Below are 15861 nucleotides of genomic sequence, written 5' to 3'. Positions count from 1 at the left end.
AATCAGCCGCTGCGTGCGCTTCTATACACAGAAACGCCGAGCTCGCGGATCTTCTTTCTTAACGTATTGCGGTTGAGGCCGAGCACTTCCGCGGCCTTGATCTGGTTGCCGCGCGTGGCCGTCAGTACAGCCAGAATGAGCGGGTATTCAAGCTCCGCAAGCACGCGGTTGTATAGTCCCGGCGGCGGCAGGTCTTCTCCGAAACCGGAGAAATAGGTCCGCATGTTTTCCTCGACCGCCTGTGAAATGGTCACCGGACCGGAGCGGCCGGCGGCCTTGTCGAGCGGGCTGTCGGGAATATCCGAGCGCAGTTCCGTGTCGATAATCTCGCGGGTGATCACGTCCTGCGGATAGAGCGCGGTGAGTCGCCGGATCAGGTTTTCCAGTTCGCGCACATTGCCCGGCCAGGGATAGGATTTCATCGCCTCGATCGCTTCGGAATCGAAACGCTTGACGTCCAGCCCCTCCTTTTCCGCGCGTGTCACGAAGTGACGCACGAGATCCGGAATGTCTTCAGAACGATCACGCAACGGCGGCAGGCGCAGCGGCACGACATTCAGGCGGTAGTAAAGGTCTTCGCGGAAGAGACCCTGATTAATCAGGTTCTTCAGATCCTTGTTGGTGGCGGCGACGATCCGCACATCGGTTCGTATCGGCGTCCGCCCCCCGACCGTCGTATATTCGCCCTGCTGGAGAACGCGCAGGAGCCGTGTCTGCGCATCCATCGGCATGTCGCCGATTTCGTCAAGGAAGAGCGTACCGCCCTCGGCCTGCTCGAAGCGCCCCGTCGAGCGGTTCTGCGCGCCGGTAAAGGCGCCCTTCTCATGACCGAAAAGTTCCGATTCGATGAGGTCGCGCGGAATGGCCGCCATGTTGATGGCGACAAAGGGTCCGTTGCGGCGCTTGCCGTAATCGTGCAGCGCCCGTGCAACCAGTTCCTTGCCGGTGCCGCTCTCGCCGGTGATCATCAGCGTCAGGTCCGTCTGCATCAGGCGGGCAAGCACACGATAGATTTCCTGCATCGCAGCCGAGCGACCGACCAGCGGCATACCGTCCTGCTGGTCATCCTCCAGCTCCGGTGCCTTCAGCTTGGGCTCTGAGAGCGCGCGCTTGACGATGGCCAGCAGTTCCGTGAGGTCGAAAGGCTTCGGCAGGTAGTCGTAGGCGCCCTTCTCCGAGGCCTTGATCGCCGTCATGAAGGTGTTCTGCGCGCTCATGACGAGCACGGGAAGCTCCGGCCTCGCTTTCTTGATCCGCGGCAGCAGATCGAAGGCGTTTTCGTCCGGCATGACGACGTCGGTGATGACGATATCACCCTCTCCGCCCGCCACCCAACGCCAGAGCGTGGCGGCATTCGATGTGATGCGCACTTCATAACCGGCGCGCGTGAGCGCCTGATTGAGCACGGTGCGGATGGCGGCGTCGTCGTCGGCGACGAGGACCGTGGCGCTGGTCATGGAGCTTTTCCTGCCTGTTCGTCACTGCGGGCATTCTCAGCCGTGTCGGTGGAGACGGGCATGAGAACGCGAAATGTGGTGCGGTTGGTCTGACTGTCGCATTCGACAATGCCGCCATGCGCGCCAATGATCTTGGCGACAAGGGCGAGGCCGAGACCCGAACCGTTGGTCTTGGTCGTAATGAAGGGATCGAAGAGATGTGGCACAAGGTCCTGCGGAACGCCCGGGCCGTTGTCATGTACGCAGAATTCCAGTGGCAGCGAAATCTTCTCGCGCGTTCCGGCAACCGACAGGCGGATGCCCGGACGGTAGGCGGTCGACAGCACGATCTCGCCGTCCGGCTTGTGGCCGATGGCCTCCGCCGCATTCTTCACGAGGTTGAGGAAGACCTGAACCAGCTGGTCGCGGTTGGCATAGACCGGCGGGAGCGAGGGGTCGTAATTCTCAACGAACTTGATATCGCGGGCAAAGCCGGCCTGCGCGATCGCCTTCACGCGATCGAGCACGACGTGAATGTTGATCGGCATCCGGTCGACCGGGCGCTCGTCGGAGAAGACTTCCATGCGATCGACCAGCGACACGATCCGGTCCGTCTCGTCGCAGATCAGCTGAGTCAAAGAGCGGTCTTCCTCACCCACGGAGGTTTCCAGAAGCTGTGCCGCACCACGAATGCCGGAAAGCGGGTTCTTGATCTCATGGGCCAGCATGGAGGCCAGGCCGCTGACCGAACGGGCGGCTGCGCGATGCGTCAGCTGACGATCGATCTTGTCCGCCATGGAGCGTTCCTGGAACACGACAACCACGGCCCCCGGCGTTGCCAGAACCGGCGCGACATAGATGTCCACCAGCTTGTCCGAGCCAAGGCGCGGCGACGAAAGATCGACGCGATATTCGTTGACCGGCGCGCGGCGCTCCCGCACCTGATCGATCAGCGCCAAAAGCGGGCTGCCGAAGGGGATCAGCGCCTCGATGACATAGCGCGACAGATGCGCAGCGCTTGCACCGAAGAAGGCTTCCGCCTCCCAGTTGGCGAACACGACATAGCCATCGGCATTCAGCATGATGACAGGGTTCTGGATCGCATTCAGCACGGGCAGCGCAAACGCTTCCATCGATTCGGGCGACAGGGCGGGTGGCTTCGGATTCATGCGGCCTCTCCGATTTCTGCACTGGCCGCATCGGCAGCCAGCAGAGCCTCACGCAGGCCCTTCACCACGGCATCCGGGTCATGCGACGTCATGATGGCCGCCCGCATCGCCGGCGTAACAGCCGTGGCATGACGGTCAAGATACCAGCCGACATGCTTGCGGGCATGCCGCAATCCGCCTTCCACGCCGTAGAAGGACAGCATGTCCCGGTAATGCTCTTCCGCGATATCGGCAATTTCGGAACGTGACGGCATTTCGCAGGTTCCGGCAATCTTGCCGCAAAGCCACGGCTGGCCCTGGCTTGCACGTCCGACCATGACGGCATCCGCGCCCGAGCGGCGCAGGATCTCCTGCGCATCTGCGGCGCAGGACACGTCGCCATTGGCGATCAAGGGAAGACTGATCGCCTCGCGCACGGCGCGGATCGCACCCCAGTCGGCCTTGCCCTCGTAGAACTGCATGCGGGTACGGCCATGGACCGTGATCATCGTCACGCCCGCATCCTCGCAGCGTTTTGCGATCTCGGGCGCATTCAGCGAAGTCTCGTCCCAGCCCAGCCGCATCTTGACGGTGACCGGGACGTTGACGGCCGCAACTGTCGCCTCGACCAGCGACAGCGCCAGATCAGGATCGCGCATCAGCGCCGCACCCGAATAGCCACCGATGACCTTCTTGGCCGGGCACCCCATATTGATGTCTATGATGTCGGCACCCTCGCCTTCGGCGATCTTCGCCGCCTCGGCCATCCAGCGGGCTTCACGCCCGGCAAGCTGAACCATATGCGGACGCGCATCCGTTGCCTTCAGCCGCTGGCGCGACTCGCGCATGTCGCGCACGAGTTCGCCGCTCGCCACCATCTCGGTCACGGTCAGTCCAGCGCCGTAGCGCCAGGCGAGCTTGCGGAACGGCAGATCGCTGACGCCCGACATGGGCGCAAGGATCACGCGGTTACGAATTTCGGCCGTTCCGGCAGAAAACGCGGATGAAAGGCTTACACGATGCAAATGCTTATCTTTCGTGCATCAAAATAATCTGCACCTTTTTTAGACATTGAAGCGCCCTTTGCCAAGGGGGATGCTGCAAAGGACTTAAAAAAGCTTTGGACTGGAAAATATTGACTTACACTTGTAGGCCTGCGACCTGACGCGGCGTGCCATACGGGACGTTTTTGGCAGAGACAAGACAAGAGCACGGATTTTGGAAAATGAATGACATGGCCGAACCTGTCAGAGACTGCGCATTCGTTGTCGTGGCTGCAGGTCGCGGCGAGCGCGCTGGCGCGCCGCACGAAGGACCGAAGCAATATCGCCCCATTGGCGGCAAGGCCGTGATCCGCCATACGCTGGAGGCGATCCTGTCCTGGTCGAGAAGCGGTCCGGTCGTGGTCGTCATCCATCCGGACGACGAGGCGCTGCTGGTCAATGCCGTGGCCGGCATGGCAGGCGCGGCACGTCTGACCATCGTTCACGGTGGCCCGACGCGCCAGCATTCGGTTCTGTATGGGCTTGAGGCGCTGATCGCGCAGGAGCCCCGCTACGTGTTCATTCACGACGCCGTGCGCCCCTTCGTGACATCGTCCTTCATGGATGGAATCGCGGGCGTGCTGGATGCGGGCGCCCAGGCTGCCCTGCCCGCGCTCGCTGTGCCCGACACGCTGAAGCGCGCCGAATCCGGCCGTATCGTCGCGACCGTCGACCGGGCCGGCCTCTATGCCGCTCAAACGCCCCAAGCTTTTGTTTATGCGCCTATCCTTGTGGCGCACCAAAAGGCCGCCTCGGCCGGAGATTTTTCCTTTACAGATGATGCGGCCATTGCCGAATGGGGCGGCCTCGACGTCAGCCTCGCGGAAGGTTTGGCGGGCAATGTCAAATTGACGGTGAAGCGCGATATCGACCTCGCCGATGAAAGGCTCAGACGCACCATGATCGCCGATGTCCGTTGCGGAAACGGCTATGATGTCCATCAGCTCGTCCCCGGCAACGGGGTCACGCTGTGTGGCGTCTTCATTCCCCATGAAAAGGCCCTTTCCGGCCATTCGGATGCCGACGTTGCACTGCATGCTCTGACTGACGCCCTGCTCGCCACCTGTGGCGCAGGCGATATCGGCGACCATTTCCCGCCTTCCGATCCACAATGGAAGGGTGCCGCCTCGCGCATCTTCCTGGAAAGGGCGGCGGAAATCGTCCGCGAGCGCGGCGGCACAATCACCAATGCCGATGTCTCCATCATCGCCGAGCGCCCGAAGGTCGGGCCGCATCGCGAGACCATGCGCGCCAACATGTCGGAATTTCTCAACATTTCCATCGACCGCTGCTCGGTCAAGGCAACAACGAACGAAACGATCGGTTTCGTCGGCCGCGAGGAAGGTATTGCCGCCATCGCCACCGCGACAGTGATCTATGAGGGAGGCCGGTCATGACGGTCCATGCTGAAAATATCGAACTCGCCCGACAGGTGATCGACGCCTGCCGCGTGCGCAACATCATGATCGCAGCGGCAGAATCCTGCACCGGCGGCCTGATCGCCACGACGCTGACTGAAATCCCTGGCTCGTCTGCCGTCTTCGACCGCGGCTTCGTGACCTATTCGAACACGTCGAAGATCGAGATGCTCGGCATCTTCCCGATCACCATCAAGCAATATGGCGCGGTCTCCAAGGAAACCGCCATGGAAATGGCCCATGGCGCGCTCGCCCGCTCCGAAGCCGGCCTTTCCATTGCCTGCACGGGCATCGCCGGCCCGGATGGCGGCACGCCCGACAAACCCGTCGGCCTCGTCCACATCGCCGCCAAGCACTATAACGGCACGCTCCTTCATCGCGACATGCACTATGGCGAAATTGGCCGCGCGGCGGTGCGCTTTGCGACAGTAAAGACGGCGCTGGAAATGATGTTGAAGCTTGCGGTGATCGACCCGAATTACAAGGGGTGATTCGACGGGCTTGCACGGCTGAACCGAACGCGTAAACTGTTCATCACAAGGCTTGGTGAAATAATGCAGAGCGTGGCAGCGAAAGTTCTCTCGACGGTCAACGCCCCCTATGGGACGAGCCTTTCGGCTGAGCAACTGGCCCAAAAGATCGCCAATCCAACGAGCGTCGATGCGTTCGACGCGTCTGCCTTCGCTTTCTATTCCGAAGTCGACCGAGAGCTTCAAGAGGCGTTTCTGGTCGAAATGAAGATCGACATGGACTCGGCGGCGCTGATCGCGCGGAAGTTCTCTAAACTTGCGGGATACACGCTCGCTCTTGCTGCTTGATGGAAGAGAAGCGACCAGCCACTTGGGAACAACTTTTCCTGCAGGCGCGGTCGATCATCCGTCAAGCGCAAACCCGAGTGGGTTTTGACATCGCCTGGAGTTTCGGCGGCGGCACGGCGCTCATGCTCCAGATCGATCATCGCGACAGCTTCGATATTGACGTTTTCATCGATGATCCGCAGCTGCTGCCTTTTCTCAACGCCAGAACCCAAGGCCTTGAACTCGACGTCTGGCCGGACGATTATAGATCCGACGGCACGAAGGCGCTGAAACTTGTTTTCACGGGTTTGGGTGAGATTGATTTCATCTGCGCAGCAGAACTCACCGAGACGCCGAGCGTCGATCGACCATTGTTCGACGAAATGGTGCGTTTGGAAACGCCTGCAGAGATCATTGCAAAGAAAGTCTACTACCGCGGAGGCTCTTTACAACCGCGTGACATGTTCGACATCGCCTGCGTAGTAGAAACTCTGGGAGAAGAGTATCTCAGAGATGCGCTGTATCCCTATGCCGAGAGAGCCTCGAACGCCCTCACCGTTGCAAAAACAATGAACCCGGCCTTTGCAACAGCAGTCATGAAACAGCTCCGCTATCGTCCGGCATTTGCAAAAACACCAGACGACGCGCAGGCCGTCACGATCAGGCTGTTCGAGTGGGTCTGCAGCCGGAAATGAGCCTCAAACCAGCCGGCTCTGCTCCAGCGCCGCTTCCACGAAGCTCTTGAACAGTGGATGCGGGTCGAGCGGGCGGCTCTTCAGTTCCGGGTGATACTGCACGCCGATGAACCACGGGTGATCCGGATATTCCACCGTTTCCGGCAGGACGCCGTCCGGCGACATGCCGGAGAAGATGAGGCCGCAATGTTCCAGGCGGTCCTTATAGTCGACATTCACTTCATAGCGATGGCGATGGCGCTCGGAAATCTCGGTCGAGCCGTAGATCGAGGCGATCAGCGTGTCTTTCTTGAGCGCGGCCTTGTAGGCGCCGAGGCGCATCGTGCCGCCGAGATCGCCGGCTGCCGAGCGCTTCTCCAGCTCGTTACCCTTCACCCATTCGGTCATGAGACCGACGACCGGCTCCTTGGTCGGGCCGAATTCGGTCGATGAGGCCTTTTCGATGCCGGCGAGATTGCGCGCGGCTTCGACGACGGCCATCTGCATGCCGAAGCAGATGCCGAAATACGGCACCTTGCGCTCGCGTGCAAAGCGGGCCGCATTGATCTTGCCTTCCGAGCCGCGCTCACCGAAGCCGCCGGGCACGAGGATGGCATTGACCTTCTCGAGATACGGCGCCGGATCTTCCTTCTCGAAGATTTCCGACTCGATCCATTCGAGCTTGACCTTGACGTGGTTTGCCACCCCGCCGTGATAGAGCGCCTCGATCAGCGACTTGTAGGCATCCTTGAGGCCCGTATACTTGCCAACGATGGCAATCGTCACCTCGCCCTGCGGCGTATGAATGCGGTTCGACACCTCTTCCCAGGGCTCCAGCTTCGGCTGCGGCGCCGGCTCGATGCCGAAGGCGGCGAGAACCTCGTTGTCGAGGCCCTCCTTGTGATAGGCGAGCGGGACGTCGTAGATGGAGGCAACGTCGAGCGCCTGGATGACGGCGGAGGGGCGCACGTTGCAGAACAGTGACAGCTTCTTGCGCTCGGCTTCCGGGATCTCGCGATCGGCGCGCACCAGCAGGATGTCGGGATGGATGCCCAGCGCTTGCAATTCCTTGACCGAATGCTGCGTCGGCTTGGTCTTCAACTCGCCGGCTGCGGGAATATACGGCATCAGCGTCAGATGGACATAGACGGCGGTGCCGCGGGGCAGGTCGTTGCCGAGCTGACGGATCGCCTCCATGAAGGGCATGGCCTCGATGTCGCCCACGGTGCCGCCGATTTCGCAGATCACGAAATCGTAGTCTTCATTGCCGTCGATGACGAAATTCTTGATCTCGTTCGTGACGTGGGGAATGACCTGCACGGTCGCGCCGAGATAGTCGCCGCGGCGTTCCTTGTCGATGATGTTCTTGTAGATCCGGCCCGTGGTGATGTTGTCGGTCTTGGTCGCCGAACGCCCGGTAAAGCGCTCGTAGTGGCCGAGGTCGAGGTCGGTCTCCGCGCCGTCGTCGGTGACGAACACCTCGCCGTGCTGCGTCGGGCTCATCGTGCCCGGATCGACATTGAGATAGGGGTCCAGTTTGCGCAGGCGAACACGGTAACCCCGTGCCTGCAACAATGCTCCGAGAGCTGCGGCCGCAATGCCCTTGCCAAGAGAAGAGACCACGCCGCCAGTGATGAATACGTATCGCGCCATGGGAGTCACCGGATACCTTTAATCAAACGATTCCGCTACCCGCAAAATTCAGGAGCCCCTGAAAATTCCGTGGATGATGAATCGATTCCAGCCAAAAGAAAACCGGCAGCCAGTTGGCTGGCTGCCGGGGGATGATTTCAACCTGTCTGCCTCACTGGGCGGACGGAACCTTGTTCGGGTCCGCCTGAGGGGCTGCCGGCGTGGTGGCTGCCGGAGCCTGCGCGGCGGGAGCCGTGCCCGTTGCCGGAGCTGCCGGCGTCTGCGCGGCAGGAGCCTGAGCCGCAGGCGCATTCGCAGCCGGTGCGCCGGCAGACGGAACGCCATTGTCTGGAACGGCAGGCTTCGTCTCAGCCGGCTTGGTGCCGCCCAGCTGGTCGAGAATGCCGTTCTGCTGACCCTGCTGGGTGATCGGGATGCGATCGAGAATGTCGGTTGGTTTCGCCTGGTAGCGGGCAAGAATACCAAGGCCGAGCGAGGTGATGAAGAACAGCGTCGCCAGGATCGCGGTCGTGCGGGTCAGCGCATTGGCCGTGCCGCGCGCCGACATGAAGCCGGATCCGCCGCCGATGCCGAGACCGCCGCCTTCTGAGCGCTGGATCAGCACGATGCCGACCAGCGCGAGCACGATCATGAGATGAATGACGATGAGAACAGTTTGCATAGTGGCATGTCCCATGCCGCGCGAAAAACGCGGCAAAATAATAGAAGTTGGCGGCTCTTTACACGAGCCGTCCCGTTATTCCAAGTCCCGACGGTCAATTTGACGTTGGGGAAATAAAGTTAGGCCTGAAGCGTCTCGTAGGCCTTGCAGATGGCGAGGAAATCCGAGGATTTCAAGGAGGCGCCGCCGACCAGCGCGCCGTCGACATTGGCGACGCCCATGAGTTCGACGGCATTGTTCGGCTTCACCGAGCCGCCATAGAGAATGCGCATCTTTGCGCCCTCGCCTGCAAAGCGCCCCTTGAGTTCGGCGCGCATGAAGGCGTGAGCTTCCTCGACATCGGTCGTGGAGGGCGTCAGCCCCGTGCCAATGGCCCAGACCGGCTCATAGGCGATGACGGTGTTTTCCGCCGTTGCTCCATCGGGGAGCGAGCCGGTCAGCTGGGTCTTCAAAACCTCGAGAGTCTTGCCGCCCTTGCGTTCGGCTTCCGTCTCGCCGATGCAGACGATGGCCACAAGCCCGGCCGCCCACGCGGCTTCCGTCTTGGCGCGGACTTCAGCGTCGGTTTCCTTATGATCCGTACGACGTTCGGAATGGCCGAGGATGACATGCGTGCCGAAGCAATCGGCAATCATTTCGGCGGAGATGTCGCCCGTATGCGCACCGGAGACCTTCGCATGGCAGTCCTGCGCACCGATTTCCAGGACGCTATCCGTCGCAAGCGCCGTTGCGACATAGAGCAGCGTGACAGGCGGGCAGATGAGCGTCGAGATGTTGCACCTGAGCGCGCCAACGCCCGCCGCCATCGCCTTGATCTCGTCCAGCGACGAGCGCGTACCGTTCATTTTCCAGTTGCCGGCAACCAGCGGGCGGACATCAGGCGTCATCTCGAAAATCTCCCCTCATCGAATTCGCGTGTGCGATGCCAATAACGGCGATGCGAGGCGGATGCAATGTGGCAGATATGTGAATGCTCTGCCGAACGTCGTCGGGTCTTGCGCAGCGAGCTTAGGAGCGGCGGAGGAACCAGTTCAGCGTATCGCGCCAGTCGAGCATGCGCAGTGGGATGCCGTGCGATCCGGTGTTGAACAGCACAAAACGCGTCGGATAGCCCTTATCGTGCAGTTTGCGATAAAGCCCGTCCTGGTCCTGCCATTTGTAGACCGTGTCGTCTGTCCCATGGGCGAAGAAGAGCGGCAGATGGGCGGTATAGAAGGGCGTCGTCTCGAACTGGCTGTCGAGAACGCCGCTCATCAGGATCATGCCGGAAAGCACGGAGACAGCCCGCGGATCACGCGCGATCTCGCGGCAGATCAACGTTCCCATCGAGGCGCAGGCGATGATGACGGGATTGCCGCCGGAGGCCCTGGAAAGGCTCTGGATCAAGGCCGAGACATCGGCCGCGCCCGCCGCATCGAAACTCTTCACGGTTGGGGCGACATAGACGCCGCCATTGTCCACCGCCAGGTTTTTCAGCCGGTTGAAATTGCCGCCGAACCGCTCGTCGCTCGCGCCAAGCTTCCGGTCGACGCCCCGGCCATGGATGAAGACGACGCTGAATTTCTGCTTGCCGATCTTGCCGGCGGTGAAAATGTCGAGCTTGCGCCCTGCCCCGAGATCGACGGTATCGAAGGATTGATGCCAGGTGACGCCCTGCGAAACATATTGCCACTTGACCTTGCGCTCCGGCACGTCGTCACGCTCATAGATGTCGCGCTCCTTGCGATAGTCGACCTTGATCCAGTCGCCATTGTCCTTCGACTCCATGATGCCGGGATAGGCAAAGAGGTCGTCCTTGAACGGCTTCAACTCCAGTGCAGCGGCCGCAGACGGCTGAAGAAAGGAAGCAGACAGGCAGAACAGCGCTGTCAAAACCAAATGAACTGTGGACACACGTCCCATCGAAGAACTCCCTGACCCGCCTCATCTTGCCAACAAGGCGGGTGATACGCAATTTCGGGGCCAGCTTTCACGGTTTCCCGGACTCGGACGCTGCGCTACAAGGCAAGAGAACATTTGGGAAACGATTCGCGCCGGTTTCATATGTGAACCCAAGCGGGCCGCGAACACCAGACTTGAACACCAGACAAGAAATTCAGATACGGCACGATGGATAATTCGAACGATCTTTTTGCGAGCATGGCCCCGAAGGCCGCTGACAATGCAGCCGGACAGACCGAGGTCGTCGCGGCGCAGGCAGCGCCCGCGCGCCCGCAGCCTGTGTCGGCCCCTGCCTCCGCCGCGCCACCGCCGCCACCGAAATCGTCCGGCGACGATTATGGCGCATCCTCGATTCGCGTTCTCGAAGGCCTCGAACCCGTCCGCATGCGCCCCGGCATGTATATCGGCGGCACGGACGAGAAGGCGCTGCACCACCTCTTCGCCGAAGTCATCGACAACTCGATGGACGAAGCCGTGGCCGGCCACGCCAACTTCATCGAGGTCAGCCTCGATGCCGATGGTTGCCTGACCGTCACCGACAACGGCCGCGGTATCCCGGTCGAAGAACACCCGCAGGCGCCGGGCAAGTCGACGCTGGAAGTCATCATGACGAAGCTCCATGCAGGCGGCAAGTTCGACGGCAAAGCCTACGAGACCTCCGGCGGTCTGCACGGTGTGGGCATCTCGGTCGTCAACGCGCTTTCCGATCTCCTTGAAGTCGAGGTCGCGCGTAACAAGAAGCTCTATCGCCAGCGCTTCTCGCGCGGCATCCCGCAGGGACCGCTCGAAGAACTGGGCGATGTGCATAACCGTCGCGGTACGCGCACACGCTTCCATCCCGACCCGCAGATTTTCGGCGCCGGCGCCAAGTTCGTGCCCGCCCGCATCTTCCGCATGGCGCGTTCCAAGGCCTATCTCTTCGGCGGCGTCGAAATCCGCTGGAACTGCGATCCGTCGATCCTGCCGGAAAGCGGCGAGATCCCTGAAAAGGCGGTCTTCCACTTCCCCGGCGGTCTGAAGGACTATCTGCAGGCATCGCTCGGCAAGGACTTCACCGTCACCCGCGAAATCTTCGCCGGCAAGACGGAGAAGACCGGCGGCCACGGCGCGCTCGAATGGGCGATCACCTGGTATGGCGGCGACGCGATCCTCAATTCGTATTGCAATACGATCCCGACGCCCGAAGGCGGCACGCACGAGGCAGGGCTGCGCATTGCGCTCACCAAGGGTCTGAAGAACTACGCGGAACTGACACAGAACAAGCGCGCCGCCAACATCACCACCGACGACGTGATGATCTCGGCCTATGGCATGCTCTCCGTCTTCATCCGCGAGCCTGAATTCGTGGGCCAGACCAAGGACAAGCTCGCGACCGTCGAGGCCCAGCGCATCGTCGAGAACGCGCTGCGCGACCCCTTTGACCACTTCCTCGCCGGAAACCCGCAAGAGGCCGACAAGCTTCTCGAATGGGTGATCGAGCGCTCCGAAGAGCGCATGCGCCGCCGCAAGGAAAAGGAAGTCAACCGCAAGACGGCCGTGCGCAAGCTGCGCCTGCCCGGCAAGCTTGCCGACTGCGCCCAGAACACGGCGGAAGGTGCGGAACTCTTCATCGTCGAAGGCGACTCGGCTGGCGGCTCCGCCAAGCAGGCGCGCAACCGCGCCAACCAGGCAATCCTGCCCTTGCGCGGCAAGATCCTCAACGTTGCCAGCGCCGGCCGCGAAAAGCTTGGCGCCAACCAGCAGATCTCCGATCTCATCCAGGCGCTCGGCTGTGGCACACGGACGAAGTATCGCGAGGAAGATCTCCGCTACGACCGCATCATCATCATGACCGATGCCGACGTCGACGGAGCCCATATCGCCTCGCTGCTGATCACGTTCTTCTACCAGGAAATGCCGGAGCTGATCCGCGAAGGGCACCTTTTCCTGGCCGTGCCGCCGCTCTACAAGCTGACGCAGGGTGGCAAGACGCTCTATGCCCGCGACGACATCCACCGCGCAGAACTGATGGCCAAGGAATTCACCGGCCGCGGCAAGGTCGAAGTCAGTCGCTTCAAAGGTCTCGGGGAAATGTCGTCGGACCAGCTGAAGGAAACGACGATGAACCCGAAGACGCGCACGCTTCTGCGCGTCGATGTCGACCGGGAAGATCCGGAAGGCACGCGCGATTCGGTCGATGCGCTGATGGGCACGAAGCCGGAAGCCCGCTTCCGCTTCATCCAGGACCGCGCCGCCTTCGCCGAAAACCTTGATATCTGAGCGGTTTGCGCCGCCCCGGCCGATCCTGCCGTTGAACGACTGCCACAGTTCCGTGATATTCCGGCTTATAACGGGATGAGCGGGTGTTTCAGCATGGCGTGCGCCATGCGACAAGGGATGGACGGGAAGAGATGCAGGTCAAGACTGCGATGATCGTCATGGCGATCATGGGCTGCGACGACAGCGCGACGACGTGTACGCAGCTTTCGCTGAGCGAACCGAGATGGGAAACGGTCGCCGCCTGTGACAAGGACAGCGAGCAGGAACTGGCGCGGTTCTCCAATGCCAAATATCCGATGGTGATCGCCATCTGCCAGTCGCCTGAAGTCGGCAAGGCAGAGGCGATGCAGGACAACGCCATCCATCAGCAACAGCAGGCGCCACCCCAGCAAACGCCGACCCAGCCGTCTCAACCGTCCGAGACGGCATCCCAGCAAGCGCCGAAACCCAATCTTCTCGAACGCACCTTTGGTGCGATCAAGGAAGCGATCCCGACAACCGATGGCATCAAGCAAACCGTTGGCAAGCCGGTCCATGTCATTGCGGACGGCTATAGCTGGGTCGTCCGCAAGATCGCGCCGGAGTGACGCCTGCAGTAGACCCGGGAAGCGCCGGCTGCTGCGCAAACCGTCACGACAGAAAACAGCACGCAGCCCAAAGCAAGACTGCCCGCCTCGATATGAGACGGGCAGTTTCCAGATCGAATACAGCGAATGTGAAAGCCGGCCGAAGCCTGGCTTACTTCGACATCAGGACGAGCCGCCGGTTGAGCGGCGTGACCGGACGCGCATTGTTCGCGTAGATCGCGGTAAACGCATCGATTGAGGCCTTGGCGACCTTGATCGGCTTGCGCGCCACCATCCATGTCACGACCTCGCTGCAGGGCGGCGTGGTCAGCGAACCCTCATAGGTCCAGTATTCGAGACCTGCCGGCAGCAGATCGCGGGGCGTGAAAGCCTCCAGCGTGGCCTCAGCTCCTGCGGCCTTCGGGAAGTTCTTTGCCAGCATGGCCATCGTATCGTTCTTCTTGTCAGGCGCAATGAAAACGCCGAGAACCGCCAGATCACCGTCCTTCTTGTTCTTGTGAACGAAGTGAACTTCCATCGGATAGGCCTTGCCGTCGACGAGATGTTCGCTCGGCGCATGGAAGTGGAACTGCAGCAGATCGTAGACCTTGCCGTCACGGGTGATCGAAGACCCTTCCGGCATGTTGATCTGGATCGTGTGACCGTTGTTGACGATCTTGGCGGCGCTCTTCTTCCACGAGATGCTCATCGGAGCGACCTCGGCCTTGATGGCGGATGTAATGTTGATCGGCGACTGCTGGCCGCCCATGGAGCAGACCTCATAGGCCTTATCCATCTTGCCCCAGTGATCCGGGCCATGCTCGCCGTTGTATTCCCAATGAACCCCTTCCGAGGCCTTGGCCACGCCCGCGCACACGGCACAGCCACCCAGCGCGATGAAACCGCGCATCAGATCACGTCTCTTCATAATATCCCCCTGCCCGAAACAAAAGAAATAGGCGGCAGCCCCCAATTGAACGCCGCTGGTCTCGGGAAAAAAATTCATCAAACAAAATAATTGATAACAAGTTGCACAACCCGCCGTCAATATCGCGAAACGCAATCCGGACAGGCTTACGCTGCCTCGCTCAGGAGCTCGTGCACATAGGCCTTTGCCATCTGACGCATCTCCGTAATTGCCAGTCGCTCGACAGAGTCGACCAGAGTATGTGCCGCCGCGGAAAGGTCCTTCTGTGCCCGGCACCGCTCGGCAAGGCGCAGGAAAATCCCGGTATCGCCGGGCAAGTCGCCGCCCTCCTCACGCCAGATCGCAACGGCCTCGCAAAAGACGTCGGAGACCTCGCGGTCGATGCCGGCCGCCTCGATCAGCGCCCGCACGGCCCGGGGCCGCCCGGAAGCCAGGATCGCCCGCGAACGCACCCGGGCAACGCCCGACAGATTCGAAATCACTTCGGCAAAGAAGCCAGTCCGCCCGGCGCAGAGCGCATGGATGAGGAACATGGTGGAAAGCCGGCCCTCGAGGCGGAGATGTTCTACCATTTCGGCCAGTTCGGATTCTCCGGCAAGCCCCAGCACCCGAACGAGCGCGGCTTCGCAAGCCTCCCGCCGGATGCGCTCCCGCTTGCGCGGCGGAAGCAGGGCCGTCACCAGATCGGCATCGGTCAGCGTATCGCCGATCTTCTCGATCAGGATATGACGCGCGGTGACCGGCAGTTCCTCGCGAGCGAGAAGAAGCTCGCGGATCGTCGCATCTTTCCCGCAACGAGATGCCAGCCGGACCATGACATTTGCCGTCATGTGCGCACCGGGATTACGCAGAAGAAGAGCGATCTCGAAGCGCCCGCCCACCTGTGCCAGCGCAGCAGCGACAGGGACGGAAACGCATTTGCGCACGGAGACGGCCGCGCGCATTTCCGGCCCCCCGCGGCCGACGATGTCAATCAGATCGTTGTCGGTCAGAACCGGAGAGCGTGCTATGACGGTTGCTGCAATGTCGGGCCTGTCTTCCGTCAGCGCGAGAATCACGGGACGCGGCGCACCGCCATCTTCGGCGAGCGCCTCCGCCAGCGAAAGACGGACCTTGGGAGAGAGATCATCGAGCAGATAGGTGGAGGCGAGATCAAGCGCCCGGCGCTTTTCGCCGGCAAGATCGGGCAGAGCCGCAGGCACGGACGACTCGCTGACGGGCTCGACCCTGTCTTGGGTCTTGGTCCTGTCCGAACGACGCAGGAAAGTTCCGAAAATCAACCGTTTGCCCCTGAAATGACTCATGTCCAACTTCCACGGAGCTTAGGCTGGAATTGG

At 61.4% G+C, this 15861-nt stretch carries 15 protein-coding genes; 6 read left to right on the top strand and 9 right to left on the bottom strand.

The window, feature by feature from the left end:
• Positions 1-2 precede the first annotated feature (2 nt).
• From ntrC to dusB, 3 genes are read right to left on the bottom strand one after another with little or no spacing between them, the layout of a single operon-like run.
• On the bottom strand, positions 3-1457 hold the full coding sequence (gene ntrC, locus LQK83_RS04125) for a nitrogen regulation protein NR(I) (protein WP_230835992.1): 1455 nt from the start codon (positions 1455-1457) through the stop codon (positions 3-5).
• Positions 1454-2605 (bottom strand): two-component system sensor histidine kinase NtrB, encoded by a 1152-nt coding sequence (locus tag LQK83_RS04120; RefSeq protein ID WP_230835991.1) that lies wholly within the window; start codon positions 2603-2605, stop codon positions 1454-1456. Before LQK83_RS04120 ends, ntrC begins: the two co-directional genes overlap by 4 nt.
• The gene (gene dusB / locus LQK83_RS04115) at positions 2602-3609 is read right to left on the bottom strand and encodes a tRNA dihydrouridine synthase DusB (RefSeq protein ID WP_269065189.1); all 1008 of its coding nucleotides are present in this window, start codon (positions 3607-3609) and stop codon (positions 2602-2604) included. The genes LQK83_RS04120 and dusB overlap by 4 nt, the downstream gene beginning before the upstream one ends.
• Positions 3610-3809: 200 nt before the next feature.
• On the opposite strand from dusB, the gene LQK83_RS04110 reads away from it, so the two are divergent.
• The 4 genes from LQK83_RS04110 to LQK83_RS04095 all read left to right on the top strand — a co-directional run bounded on the left by LQK83_RS04110 (position 3810) and on the right by LQK83_RS04095 (position 6537).
• Positions 3810-5024, top strand: a complete 1215-nt coding sequence (locus LQK83_RS04110; protein WP_230835990.1) for a bifunctional 2-C-methyl-D-erythritol 4-phosphate cytidylyltransferase/2-C-methyl-D-erythritol 2,4-cyclodiphosphate synthase — start codon at positions 3810-3812, stop codon at positions 5022-5024.
• Positions 5021-5536 carry a CinA family protein gene (locus LQK83_RS04105; protein WP_230835989.1) on the top strand — a complete coding sequence of 172 codons (516 nt, stop codon included), beginning with the start codon at positions 5021-5023 and terminating at the stop codon, positions 5534-5536. Before LQK83_RS04110 ends, LQK83_RS04105 begins: the two co-directional genes overlap by 4 nt.
• Positions 5537-5599: 63 nt before the next feature.
• Positions 5600-5863 carry a hypothetical protein gene (locus LQK83_RS04100; protein WP_230835988.1) on the top strand — a complete coding sequence of 88 codons (264 nt, stop codon included), beginning with the start codon at positions 5600-5602 and terminating at the stop codon, positions 5861-5863.
• Positions 5863-6537, top strand: coding sequence for a nucleotidyl transferase AbiEii/AbiGii toxin family protein (locus LQK83_RS04095; RefSeq protein WP_230835987.1), 675 nt, complete (start codon positions 5863-5865; stop codon positions 6535-6537). The genes LQK83_RS04100 and LQK83_RS04095 overlap by 1 nt, the downstream gene beginning before the upstream one ends.
• Before the next feature lie 3 nt (positions 6538-6540).
• On the opposite strand, the gene LQK83_RS04090 is transcribed toward LQK83_RS04095, so the two are convergent.
• The 4 genes from LQK83_RS04090 to LQK83_RS04075 all read right to left on the bottom strand — a co-directional run bounded on the left by LQK83_RS04090 (position 6541) and on the right by LQK83_RS04075 (position 10732).
• Positions 6541-8169 carry a CTP synthase gene (locus LQK83_RS04090; RefSeq protein ID WP_230835986.1) on the bottom strand — a complete coding sequence of 543 codons (1629 nt, stop codon included), beginning with the start codon at positions 8167-8169 and terminating at the stop codon, positions 6541-6543.
• A 151-nt stretch (positions 8170-8320) separates the two neighbouring features.
• Positions 8321-8830: a preprotein translocase subunit SecG gene (gene secG, locus LQK83_RS04085; RefSeq protein WP_230835985.1), complete on the bottom strand. Its 510-nt coding sequence runs from the start codon at positions 8828-8830 to the stop codon at positions 8321-8323.
• Positions 8831-8949: 119 nt separating this feature from the next.
• Complete coding sequence (tpiA, locus tag LQK83_RS04080; RefSeq protein ID WP_230835984.1) at positions 8950-9717, bottom strand: triose-phosphate isomerase; 768 nt, start codon at positions 9715-9717, stop codon at positions 8950-8952.
• A gap of 121 nt (positions 9718-9838) precedes the next feature.
• The gene (locus LQK83_RS04075; RefSeq protein WP_230835983.1) at positions 9839-10732 is read right to left on the bottom strand and encodes an alpha/beta hydrolase; all 894 of its coding nucleotides are present in this window, start codon (positions 10730-10732) and stop codon (positions 9839-9841) included.
• A gap of 207 nt (positions 10733-10939) precedes the next feature.
• On the opposite strand from LQK83_RS04075, the gene parE reads away from it, so the two are divergent.
• Positions 10940-13030 carry a DNA topoisomerase IV subunit B gene (parE, locus tag LQK83_RS04070; protein WP_230835982.1) on the top strand — a complete coding sequence of 697 codons (2091 nt, stop codon included), beginning with the start codon at positions 10940-10942 and terminating at the stop codon, positions 13028-13030.
• Between the two features lie 131 nt (positions 13031-13161).
• Positions 13162-13617 (top strand): hypothetical protein, encoded by a 456-nt coding sequence (locus tag LQK83_RS04065; protein WP_230835981.1) that lies wholly within the window; start codon positions 13162-13164, stop codon positions 13615-13617.
• Between the two features lie 151 nt (positions 13618-13768).
• Here the strand turns inward: LQK83_RS04065 and LQK83_RS04060 are convergent, their stop codons facing one another.
• Positions 13769-14524, bottom strand: coding sequence for a carbonic anhydrase (locus tag LQK83_RS04060; protein ID WP_230835980.1), 756 nt, complete (start codon positions 14522-14524; stop codon positions 13769-13771).
• 146 nt (positions 14525-14670) lie between these two features.
• Positions 14671-15828, bottom strand: coding sequence for a DUF2336 domain-containing protein (locus LQK83_RS04055; RefSeq protein ID WP_230835979.1), 1158 nt, complete (start codon positions 15826-15828; stop codon positions 14671-14673).
• Positions 15829-15861 lie beyond the last annotated feature (33 nt).

The sequence above is a fragment of the Rhizobium sp. C1 genome, from assembly GCF_021026335.1.
Lineage (GTDB): Bacteria > Pseudomonadota > Alphaproteobacteria > Rhizobiales > Rhizobiaceae > Ensifer_A.
Note: the sequence above shows the minus strand (reverse complement) of the source record. Positions and strands in the feature narration are given on the sequence as shown.